At 44.0% G+C, this 12,213-nt stretch carries 11 protein-coding genes; all 11 read right to left on the reverse strand.

From position 1 onward, the window contains the following. Positions 1 to 402: hypothetical protein (locus QVP03_RS06910; RefSeq protein WP_288210687.1), on the reverse strand; the 402-nt coding region annotated here is incomplete at its 3' end. Next, complete coding sequence (locus QVP03_RS06915) at positions 380 to 1,579, reverse strand: ATP-grasp domain-containing protein (protein ID WP_022332790.1); 1,200 nt, start codon at positions 1,577 to 1,579, stop codon at positions 380 to 382. The genes QVP03_RS06915 and QVP03_RS06910, both read right to left, overlap by 23 nt. Before the next feature lies 1 nt (position 1,580). Beyond that, positions 1,581 to 2,186, reverse strand: a complete 606-nt coding sequence (locus tag QVP03_RS06920) for a sugar transferase (RefSeq protein ID WP_022332791.1) — start codon at positions 2,184 to 2,186, stop codon at positions 1,581 to 1,583. 4 nt (positions 2,187 to 2,190) lie between these two features. Next, the gene (locus QVP03_RS06925; RefSeq protein WP_204822933.1) at positions 2,191 to 3,396 is read right to left on the reverse strand and encodes a DegT/DnrJ/EryC1/StrS family aminotransferase; all 1,206 of its coding nucleotides are present in this window, start codon (positions 3,394 to 3,396) and stop codon (positions 2,191 to 2,193) included. Positions 3,397 to 3,411: 15 nt separating this feature from the next. Next, positions 3,412 to 4,599: a non-hydrolyzing UDP-N-acetylglucosamine 2-epimerase gene (gene wecB, locus QVP03_RS06930; protein ID WP_022332793.1), complete on the reverse strand. Its 1,188-nt coding sequence runs from the start codon at positions 4,597 to 4,599 to the stop codon at positions 3,412 to 3,414. A gap of 10 nt (positions 4,600 to 4,609) precedes the next feature. Further along, entirely contained in the window at positions 4,610 to 5,779 is a 1,170-nt protein-coding gene (locus tag QVP03_RS06935; protein WP_022332794.1) for a capsular polysaccharide biosynthesis protein CapF, read from the reverse strand. 110 nt (positions 5,780 to 5,889) lie between these two features. Beyond that, positions 5,890 to 6,963 carry a polysaccharide biosynthesis protein gene (locus QVP03_RS06940; protein ID WP_022332795.1) on the reverse strand — a complete coding sequence of 358 codons (1,074 nt, stop codon included), beginning with the start codon at positions 6,961 to 6,963 and terminating at the stop codon, positions 5,890 to 5,892. Beyond that, complete coding sequence (locus QVP03_RS06945) at positions 6,960 to 7,628, reverse strand: glycosyltransferase (protein ID WP_162505885.1); 669 nt, start codon at positions 7,626 to 7,628, stop codon at positions 6,960 to 6,962. Before QVP03_RS06945 ends, QVP03_RS06940 begins: the two co-directional genes overlap by 4 nt. A gap of 504 nt (positions 7,629 to 8,132) precedes the next feature. After that, complete coding sequence (locus QVP03_RS06950) at positions 8,133 to 9,308, reverse strand: hypothetical protein (protein ID WP_130065203.1); 1,176 nt, start codon at positions 9,306 to 9,308, stop codon at positions 8,133 to 8,135. Then, entirely contained in the window at positions 9,298 to 10,575 is a 1,278-nt protein-coding gene (locus QVP03_RS06955; RefSeq protein WP_022332798.1) for an oligosaccharide flippase family protein, read from the reverse strand. The genes QVP03_RS06950 and QVP03_RS06955 overlap by 11 nt, the downstream gene beginning before the upstream one ends. Beyond that, positions 10,565 to 12,213, reverse strand: a 1,649-nt coding sequence (locus QVP03_RS06960) for a polysaccharide biosynthesis protein (RefSeq protein WP_369677400.1), incomplete at its 5' end; no start/stop codon positions are given. The genes QVP03_RS06955 and QVP03_RS06960, both read right to left, overlap by 11 nt.

A 12,213-nucleotide genomic window follows, 5' to 3' on the forward strand; every position in this document is an offset into this window, starting at 1 on the left:
TGACGCTCTACTGTAAGTTATTGGTTTTCTGTCTACTGTGTTGCTTTTCCTGCTATCCTCTTTGTACTTTTCGTTTGTCTGCCCATACTCCCACTGTTCTCTGGTACAGTAACATGGCAGACCAAGTTCCTGAAGATAACCACAAGCCGTCGAAATGACTGATTCACTCCCACCCATATAAACTCCGTCAATCCGTTTCTCCCGAATGAGTTGTTTCATAGCCTCTGTATTTGTGGAATCTACGTCATAGCACTCATCTGCAATTTCAAATATTCCAGCATTATGGTTATTCCCAGTAGCGATCAGTATAATTCCTTGCTCTTGGGCGAAATCCTGAATCGCTTTTTTCCATAGACTGCCGCCGAGCAGCAACAATCGTTTATTTGCCAGATTTTTCTTCATATATTTCTATTTTGATTTGTTTCATCGCTTGTTCACATGCCTCGATTGCCGCAGCAGCATCTCCCCTTTGAGCAATTACACATCCCATACGGTCGATACTACTATGAATATCTGTGACAAGATCTCCGATTTTTTTTGTACAGATGATATCGCATATACCCGCAATTTTTCGTGCAGCATTTATACCTTCAATAGAATAAATTTTCCCTGGACAAACTTGAAAATAACGAATGGCACTACCCTGTTCGAATTTGGGTTCAATATCGGGATACAATCCTAAGGAAATGTCAATAGTTGCCTTTACCATATCTATTCCCGTTGAAAGAGGTACAAGATGCGTCGTGATACAGTCCCCTCCCATTCGAGCTCCTAACTCGACCATCTTCGGCCCCTGAGCGGTAACAATCATTTCAACGTGAGCAGGTCCCATATTGATTCCGACACTTCGAATTGCTTTGACCGCTAAATCCTTGATAGTATCAATTGTTGTTTTGGATAATCGGGATGGTTGACTATGCCCCATTTCGACAAAATAGGGAGCTCCCGTAGTCAACTTGTCTGTAACAGCAAGAATATGAGGTATTCCGTCAACAGTCATCACCTCTACACTTACCTCCGGCCCCTGCATATACTCTTCAATGATTACGGTACCATGGCGGGATTGTTCCCGGCTGTATCGGTATGCTCTTGACAATTCTTCAACCGCATGAACCAATATGACTCCTCGACTACCGGCATTATCCGTAGGTTTGATAATGCATGGAAAACTTAACTCCGAAATAATGGATTTTAATACTGATTCATTTTCAACTATATGATACCAAGGTGAAGCTACGCCGTCAGCTTTGAAAGCTCGAATCATTTCACCTTTGTCAGTACAACGTAAAGCTGTTTGTACAGAAATGCCGGGTAGGCCAAATTTTTCGGCTACTGCCGCCAACGATCGCATTGGCATATCTGTTGCTAGAGTCATAATTCCATCAGGATGGAATGTTTCTGCAACTTGACAAATCGCCTCTATATCAATAGTACTAGCAGGGAAAAACTCGTCTGCAAAAAGAATCCCAATAGCTTGCGGATTATAATCGGCAACTGCAACATAATGCCCCATTTCTTTGGCTTTCAGAATTGCAGGGAGTTGCAAAGTGGATGCACCAAGAATTAATAGACGGCTCATTTTATTCAGCCTTTTTATCTTTTACAAAAACATTTTCTCGTTTTAACACCGAATATGCCGTGTGAAATAAGATTTTCAAATCGAAAAGGAGAGATACATGATCGGTATAATAACAATCCTGCAGAAATTTTTCCTCTTGACCAACAGAATTACGAAAATAGGCCTGGCTATATCCTGTAATACCGGGTCGTACGGTTAGGCGTTTGCGCCGAACGTCATCGTATTCGGCATAAGGTATGCCCGGTAATACAGGGCGGGGACCGACAAAACTCATATCACCAATCAAGACATTGAGAATCTGAGGAATTTCATCTATACTGGTTTTCCGTATAAAACGTCCTATACGAGTCACACGCGGATCATCACTGGAATTAAATGTAGACCCATCTGTATTACGTATATCGGGAGCATTCACTTTCATTGAACGGAATTTGAACATTTTGAATATTTTACCATTCAATCCAACACGTTGCGCATTATAAAAAGTCGGTCCTCGATCAGTCAGCCAAATCAATGGTACCATGATTAGAATAAGAAGCAGCACAAAGGGTAATGCAAACAAAGCAATTATCAGATCGAACAACCGCTTGAAGAAATGTTTGTACATAACTTTATCGGGAAATGATATCGACAAAATTTGAGATGACGAATTCCACATCTTCGTTGGTGAGACGGGTATGCAATGGAAGCGTTACTTCGTTGCGGTATTGATTGTAGGCATTCGGATAATTGGTAATATCGAACCCGAGAGCCTTGTAAGCAGTCATCATCGGAAGCGGTTTGTAATGAACGTTGCAGGCAATTCCGTGTTCTGCCATTTTGACAATAACTTCGTTGCGTTCTGCCACATCCATATCCAGCAGGCGCACGATATAAAGGTGGCCGCTCGACGAATGATCCGGATCGTAATGATTGAGGACTTGTACATTCGAATTCTTCAGCGCTTCGTCATAACGACCGATTATTTCCCGACGTCGGTGCAACATTTCCGGATAACGTTTTAACTGTGCTAATCCGATCCCTGCCATAATATCGGTCATGTTGCATTTGAAATTGGGGGCAATAATGTCATACTCCCAAGCTCCAAGTTGGGTTTTGGCCAAAGCATCCTTATTCTGACCATGTAATGAGAGTAACTGGAATTGCTTATACAACCACTCGTTATCAATACCAGAAATAGATCGCCATGTAAGCGCCCCGCCTTCAGCGGTCGTAAGGTTCTTCACAGCGTGAAATGAAAAGGAGGTAAAATCTGCAATCTCTCCGCACATCCGGCCATGCCACTGTGCTCCGAAGGCATGGGCGGCATCTGCCATTACGACTATGCGACCGAAAGCCTTTTGGATATCGTTGGCAGGATTAAAAAGGTGTTTGTAATTTTCTATGGCGGCAAAAATTTTATCGTAATCGCAAATGACACCACCTAAATCAACCGGAATAATAACCTTGGTTTTTTCGGTTATTGCTTGGGAGAGTTTGTCGTAATCCATTTCAAACGTCCCAGGAGCTGTATCGACTAAAACAACTTTGGCTCCGACGTGACAGATTACACTGGCTGAAGCTGTATAAGTGTAGGCTGACGTGATGACTTCGTCACCTGGTCCAACTCCAAGTACCCGGAGAATCAACTCCATACAAGCAGTTGCAGAATTCAGACAAACCGATTTCTCAGTCTGGCAACACATCGAGATCAGTCTTTCAAACTCTTTGGTTCGCGGGCCGGTAGTAATCCATCCTGAGCGAAGAGCATTCGCAACTTCTGTAATTTCCGCCTCGGTCATGTCTGGAGGCGAGAACGGTACGTTTCTCAATTTCATATTCATAATCGTATTCTATTCTTTTCTCCAGACCATTTTGTTTACGACAGTAGTGTAGGACTGAATGATCTTAACGACTTTCGTCGAGACGTTTTCATCGGTGTAATCCGGAACGGGGATTCCATAATTGCCCGCGTCGTTCATTCCGATCGCCGTTTCCACAGCCGGCAAAAGCGATTTTTCATCGATGCCTGCCAGGATGAAGTCGCCCTTGTCCAACGCCTCAGGACGCTCCGTCGAGGTGCGGATGCAGACGGCCGGGAAGGGATGGCCTACCGACAGGAAGAACGATGACTCCTCGGGCAGCGTCCCCGAGTCCGAAATCACCGCTGCGGCATTCATCTGAAGGCAGTTGTAGTCGTGGAAGCCCAACGGTTCATGACGAATTACCCGTTTGTCCAGTTCAAACCCTGACTGCTCCAGACGTTTCTTCGAGCGCGGGTGGCACGAGTAGAGAATCGGCATGTCGTATTTCTCAGCCAGCGCATTGATTGCGTTGAACAGACTCAGGAAATTCTTCTCTGTATCGATGTTCTCCTCGCGGTGGGCCGACAGCAGCAGGTACCTCCCCTTCTCCAGTCCAAGACGCCGGTGGATGTCCGAGGCCTCGATTTCCTTCAAATTCGCGTGCAGGACTTCAGCCATCGGGGAGCCCGTAACATAGGTGCGCTCTTTCGGAAGCCCGTTCTCAGCAAGATAGCGTCGTGCATGCTCCGAATAACACATATTCACGTCCGAGATGATATCCACAATCCGCCGGTTGGTCTCCTCCGGCAGGCATTCGTCCTTACAACGGTTACCCGCTTCCATATGGAAGATCGGAATATGGAGCCGTTTGGCGGCAATGGCCGATAGGCAGGAGTTCGTGTCGCCCAGGATCAGCAGTGCATCGGGCTTAATTGTGACCATCAGCTTGTAGGAACAGTTGATGATATTGCCAACCGTTGCACCCAGATCGTCGCCGACGGCATTCATATACACCTCCGGGTCTTCCAAGCTCAGGTCTTTGAAGAAAATCCCGTTCAGATTATAGTCATAGTTCTGCCCTGTATGCGCCAAAACCGTATTGAAATACCTGCGGCATTTCATGATGACCGCTGCCAGACGGATGATCTCCGGGCGTGTGCCTACGATGATCAGTAATTTGAGTTTGCCGTTATCCGCAAACTTTACGTCCGAATAGTCAAGTTTGATTGTATTCATTGTACTGTTGTTATTCTACCGGCTCGAAATAGGTGTCGGGCTTTGCAGGGTCGAAACACTCGTTACACCACATGAAAGTAACCAGATCCTCCGTATCGGAGAGGTTGACGATGTTGTGCGTATAACCCGGAATCATCTCCACGACCCGGATCTTTTCGCCACTTACCTCATAATTGACCACCGGGTAATCGTTGCCGTGTTCGTCTTTGCCCACCTTGCGCAGCTGGATCAATCCGTGTCCGTGCACCACCACGAACTTTTCGTTCTTCGTGTGATGCCAGTGCTGGCCCTTGGTGATACCCGGTTTGGAGACATTCACCGAGAACTGCCCCCTGTCAGCAGTGCGGATAATCTCCGTGAAGCTTCCCCGCGGATCCGTATTCATCTTCAGGTCGTAAGCGAACCGGTCGGCCGGAAGGTACGACAGATAGGTCGAATAGAGTTTCTTGGCAAAACCGTCTTTCGTCGTGTCGGGAATCTCCAGCGTTTCGGTCATTCGCCGGAACGAATGCAGCAGATCTACGATCCCACCCAATGTAATCCGGTGCGATGCGGGGACATAACAGAAATCCCCGTCACGGTGTTCATCGCCCGTAAGCGCTCCGATTAGTTCGTCCACCACGTCGTCGATATAGACCAGATGCAGTTCCACCGACGGATCGTTCACCGTGATCGGAAGGTCGTTGGCGATATTGTTGCAGAACGTCGCTACGGCCGAATTGTAATTCGGACGGCACCATTTGCCGAAAAGGTTCGGAAAGCGATAAACCAATACTTTGGCGCCGGTCTCCTTTGCATAGTCGAACAGCAGTTGTTCGCCGGCACGCTTGGACTCTCCGTAGGGGTTGTCCAGCGCCGCCTGGATCGACGATGAGATCATCACAGGGCACGTATTGCCGTGTTTTTTCAGTGTGTCGAGCAGCGTCGACGCGAAGCCGAAATTGCCCTTCATAAACTCCACAGGGTCCTGCGGACGGTTCACACCCGCAAGATTGAAAACGAAGTCCGCATTCTTGCAGTACAGGTCCAGTTCTTCCGGCGTACTGTCCAGATCGTATTCATAGAGCGTAAGATTTCCTTCTACGGCATAGTTCTTCGCCTTACCGTCGTGGATATTACGCAGTTGGGAAAGGAGGTTCTTTCCTATGAAGCCTTTGGCTCCCGTAACTAATATGTTCATTTTGTGTGGGGCGGCTGGTTGTCAGAAAGAAATGCCGCGAAGAAATGAGATGTAAGGATCGCAATCCGTTTTATGCCCGGACGCATGGCCTGTATTCTTATATAGAGAGGTTACTCCGAACGAATGTCACGCGGCTTGGCGCGGTCGATCATACCCAGATCCTCCTGAATAAAACGGAGGCGCAGTAATTGTTGCTTCATGCCCTCTATATCCAGACGATGCGTATTATGCGAGTGGTAATCCTCGATCTTCGAGATATCCTCGCTACCTTTGGTGAAGAACTTGTCATAATTCAGATCACGTGTATCGCACGGAATACGGTAGTAGTTGCCCATATCGATTGCCTTGGACATCTCTTCACGCGTGACGAGCGTTTCATAGAGTTTCTCGCCGTGCCGCGTACCGATAACCCTCACCTCCGTCTCACCGTATTTCGGGTTCACTTTTGCGTAGATCTGCTTCAGGGCTTCGGCAAGGGTACTCAATGTGGCAGCAGGGGCTTTCTGAACGAACAAATCCCCGTTATGGCCGTGTTGAAAGGCATAGACGACCAGATCCACGGCATCGTCCAGCGTCATCATGAAACGGGTCATGTTCGGATCGGTGATCGTGATCGGTTTACCCTCCATCATCTGCTCCACCCAAAGCGGGATAACGCTTCCCCGACTCGCCATCACGTTGCCGTAGCGCGTGCAGCAGATCGTCGTCGCGGCACCTTCCCCTAATTCACGGCCTTTGGAAATAGCCACTTTTTCCATCAGTGCCTTCGAGATACCCATCGCGTTGATCGGATAAGCGGCTTTGTCTGTAGAAAGGACTACGACGTTCTCCACACCGTGTTCAATGGCCGATTCCAGCACGTTACCCGTACCGATGACATTCGTACGTGTAGCCTCCATCGGGAAGAACTCGCACGACGGAACCTGCTTCAATGCTGCGGCTGCGAAAACATAATCGACGCCACGCATCGCAATATCCACCGATGACTTGTCGCGGACATTGCCGATGTAGAACTTCACTTTCGGGTTCTGTAACGCATGACGCATGTCATCCTGCTTCTTCTCATCCCGACTGAAAATGCGGATCTCCTTGATGTCGCTATTGAGGAAGCGACGTAGCACGGCGTTACCGAACGATCCCGTCCCTCCCGTGATTAATAGGACTTTTCCTGTAAAAATACTCATGTTCTTTTAATTAGTTCTAAAATTTTAGTGCATTGTATTGTTGCATTTTTGGTATCTAATATGAATTGTTGTGCCTTTTCCCCTAATTTTGTCCGTTCTTCTATAGATAGAGAAAGCACTTCATCTACTTTTTCGGCCAAAGCAGTTATCGATTGATCATTTAATGAATAACAATAATGGTAATATTCCTTGGGAATTCCTGGCAATTCATATAAAAGAGTAGGAGTTCCTGAGGCAAGATATTCCATTGTTTTAGATGGAAACGAATATTTTGTATATATACCTTCTGGAGTTCTTGGATTTACTAATAAAGATGCAGTCCGTTGTAGCTGTAATATTTCATCATGAGGTATAGATCCTAAATATTGTATTCGACGATCTTTCGTTGCCATATTTTTTACATATTCTTCTGAATCACCTCTGCCACATATAATCAGAGAATAATTTTCATTTTTTAATAAATTAAAAGCCAATAACAAATTTTTGATACCATATCTTTCTGCTAAGGTTCCAGAATATAGAATTCGACCGTCTATTTTAGGTTGAGGAATATTAACTAAGTTACAAGGAGAATAAATACCTTCAATGACTACGTAGTTTGCATGTTTCGGGAGATACTCAGACATATATTCACTCAAAATACCAAAACATGTTATTTTCCGCATACACGATTTTATTATTTTATTAGCAACCCATTTCATAATATGGTAAAAAATGGATCCATTTGTAGACATGTGCAATGGTAGATCTGTAATAATTACACATATTTTATTATGGTATTTTCGACAAGCTACCAATGTTGAAATAATTGCTGCAATATTCAATGAATATAAAATAATCACATCATTTCGTTGTAGCTTACTTCTTAATGATTTATAAAGAAAGAAATAGCATTCGATGAAATTTTTAATATAAGACCGAGGCTTGATTGATACATTTGGATATAATGAACACCAGGACTTATAAAATAGGCTATATTGAGAGTATAACTTCTTTGATACAACCTTGAATGAGTATGGAATTAATTCAATTCCACAATTGAAAAAACCCTTAATTAAAGATTCTTGATAGATATTTGCAGCTGGATCCGACATAGCATTCAATTGCTGCATCGTCGAGTCGTCAATAGAGTTAATATACGATCCAATTAAATAAAATGCCATAAATATTTATATGTGAAATCTTTGATAATATTGCAGCCGGCATGAAATAGCTCCGATAAAAAGACTAATAAGAAAAAACATCGGAACGCTAAACGATGGATTGAATATAAAACAATTCATGTTAGCTACTATAACAAAACAAATAAATGTAATAAAAGTTATCAAACCTAAATGATCATTATAATCAACTATGTTTTTATACATTTTCAACTTATATAGTATTATGATATATATAGTTAGATAAATAATCAATCCTATAAAACCTAATGAATGTAGAATCTGCAATATGTCCATATGCGCATCCATTCCAACTAAATGCGAGACCGAACTGAATCCTTTGCCTACTAATATGTCTTGTGTCGAATAATTACTAGATATATCAGTCCATATTTGAAAGTAAAGTGTATTCCTACCACTACCTCCGTCCTCACCGATACTTAGAAAACGATCTGATGTATTTGCAATAATATCCTTACTAAGCGGTGAAAATGAAAAAATAATAACAAAGAGGATCACTAATGCAAGAGACTCCTTACCTCTTTTTGTTTTGAGAAAAAATAATACGCCCGACAATATTGTTGCGATTAGAATGGTTCTTTTGGTCGAAATGAATGCAATTGCTGCAAAAATGATATATAATATGTATTTCCATTTGGGAGATTTCAATAGAAAAATGTATGGTAAAAAAATTAGACAAATAAAAAAAGCATCTTTGGCAAACTCATCTGTATCGTATGTCAATGTAAAACTAAGAAAGACATTATAAACAAAAAATGGAACAATAAATGTAAGATAAACTCGTGCTATGGCAGATAGGTTCTCCGATGTATAGTTCTTATAACCAATAGTATAACCTAACACTGCAATAATTGGCCATACACAATTTGCAATAAGTCTTATTATTGGTGTATCATCATAAAAAAATGCATATCTTAAAATCAAGTATGCCAAAAATGAACATATCGTTTTTGTATATATATTATTTGCAAAAGCAATTCTCCAATGCGATAATATATAGATCACAGATAACACTCCGATAATTACATAAATAAAATTAGTATTATTGTGTGAGGTGGAATCTATATTAGCTAGACCTTGCATTGCTTTTATTGCTGCAAATCCCAATAGCCCTAGTACGAATAGGACAAAATATTTATTATTAATATGTATTTTACTTAACATATCTATATCTTAGATGTAGTAAAATTAGAAATATCCCATTCGCAATTAGTGAGATAAGTGCAAACCAATAAGCTTGACTTTCATTAATTTGTTGCAAAATAATGTAGGTGAGAATAAGAATGAACATATCGCGAACAAGGCGCGCTATGAAAACTATCCACGGTTTTCCCCGTGATATAAACTCATAACAATAAACTTCCGATAAACAGATGAAAAGAGCTGCTGCTGCTGAGATATTCAAAACTTTTGGTAACCCAACAAAACTCACACCGTAAAAAGAACTGATAAATCCAGAAAAAAGAATGACGATTGAAACGGGGAGTAATGAGGATAAAAAATTGACTAAAAGAAGTTTATTGATCAGAGACGAATGGTTATCTGAGCTTGATAAATAAGAAAACATCACGTTTTTTAACATTGCCGGTACAAAAATCACAACACTTTGCCATAATGCTGCAGCTGACGATAAACCGACTTCGCCATAATTGGCAAAATGAATCAGTAGGAGCAAACCTATCCAATGTACTATTGTGTACAAACTCTCCTGAAGGGCTACAGGAATTGAAAAACCTAACATAGAGTATATTTCTGATCTTGAAACTTTTTCATTTGAATTATACTGAGTCAGAGCGTGTCGGATAATTATTTGATTCAGTATAACTTGAACCACAAATGACAACATTAATGCTCCAAGAGCTCCGGTTAGTCCCCAAAACCATGTCATGATAATGCTACCAATAAATACGACAAAACCGGTGTAAATATTTATTTTTGCAGTTTCTTTAAATTTTTTAAATCCTGATAAAATAGCGATTTGGGTTGTTTGTAATCCATTCAGAATAATTAACAATGAAAAAAAACGCAGTTGAAATTCTAAATTTGGTGCATCAATGAATAGAGCAATAGAAGCGGCAAAAATTATTTGAACTAATGCTAATAACCCACTAAAAACTAAAGTAATTTTTAAAAAAGTCCAAACCAATGACTTTAATTTTTCGGGCTTTTCCGAAATATAGTCGGCAACGAATTTAGTTGCTGTATAGCCAAATCCAAAAGTGGAAACTATCGCAATATAGAACAGTGTGGTCCTAATGGTTCCATATTCGCCATATACTTCTTTGCCGAGAAATCGTGCTACGGCAATTCCTGCAAGTAAAGAAAGACCTTTACCCAAGGCACTACCAGCAAGGGCCCAAAACGAGTCCTTGAATAGATCACTACTTTTAAGACGTTCGCAAAATGTATGTAACGACACTCTATTTATCATACACCTCAAACCTTGAGTTCTTTGATTTGAACTCGGGAACTGTCTTTTTCATCAGTCTGACCATATCGGGAATCTCGACTTTCCGGGACAAAGTTTCCAGCTCTTCGGCTACCTCACATGCCTCCCGGTAATCATACTCCCGCACCTTAGCAATCCGGATGCGGTCATGTAACGTAGGCTCCGTATTCTCTTTATTCGAAAGTACTTCCTCGTAAAGTTTCTCACCCGGCCGCAGACCCGTGTATTCGATCCTGATGTCCTTCTCCGGCTCGAAGCCCGCCAGGGAGATCATCCGCCGCGCCAGGTGCGCGATCTTAACCGATTCGCCCATGTCGAAGACGAAGATCTGATTGCCCGTCGACATCGTGGCGGCCTCCATGACCAGACGGCACGCCTCGGGGATCGTCATAAAGAAGCGCGTAATGTCCGGATGCGTGACAGTCACCGGACCGCCCTTGGAGATCTGGTCCCTGAAGCGGGGAATGACCGAACCGTTCGAGCCCAGCACATTCCCGAAGCGCGTGGTGACGAAACGCGTCTTCCCCGGCGTGCGGCCCTGCTCGATCGACAGACCCAGCGACTGCACATAGATCTCCGCAAGGCGCTTCGTGCAACCCATCACGTTCGTCGGGTTCACGGCCTTGTCCGTCGAGATCATAACCATCTTCTCAACATCGTATTCGATGCACTTGTCAGCGACGTTGCGCGTTCCCGCGACGTTTACCAGAACCGCCTCGCATGGGTTCTCCTCCATCAGCGGGACGTGTTTGTAAGCCGCAGCGTGGAACACCACCTGCGGATGGTACGTCCGGAACACGAAGTCCAGACGGGCGGGAATCCGGACGTCGCCGATGACAGGGATGAATTTCAATGCCGGATAGCGCTCCTCCAGTTCCAGGCGAAGGTTGTGCATCGGGGTCTCCCCGTTGTCGAAAAGGATAAGCTCCTTAACCCCGAACGTCGCCAGCTGGCGGCATAGTTCCGAGCCGATCGATCCCGCGGCGCCCGTAACGAAGATCGTCTTGTCCTTGAAGTTGGCGACGATCTCCTCCATCGAGATCTTGATTTCGGGGCGGCCCAGCAGATCCTCGATCTTGATCTCGCGGATCGACTGCTTCATGATCTTACCGTCGATAACCTCGTCGATCGGAGGGGTGATCAGGATCTTCACCGATTTCTCCGTACAGTACTTGATCAGCCGTTCCTGTTCCGACTGTGCGTCGTCGTTCGTGGCGAAAAGTATGGCATCAATATCGACTCGGTCACGCAGATATTCGATGCTGCTTTCATCCTCGAAGTAGTACACCGGACGGTCGGCGATCGCATGGTTTTTGAGTCGTTTCCCGTAGGTCAGAAACCCGATGACCCGGTAATGGGGCGAGTTCTGGAGACGCGTAACGAGCGAGACCGATTTGTCCCCCGTCCCGTAGACCAGAACCTGACGGCAGTTCGCATGGCGTGTGCGGTTGAGTTTCAGCAGGTCGTAAAAGATGATCATCCCCAGACGAAGGGCCAGCAAAAGGAAAAGCGTGACCAGCACATCCAGCATGAACCCCAGGGCGATAGCCGTCTGGGGAGGAAGCGGCGACTGCGGAAACAATTGCACATAGACGAACATCAGCACGTCTTTCAGCAGGA

The sequence above is a fragment of the Alistipes sp. CAG:29 genome (assembly GCF_000435435.1).
GTDB lineage: Bacteria > Bacteroidota > Bacteroidia > Bacteroidales > Rikenellaceae > Alistipes > Alistipes onderdonkii.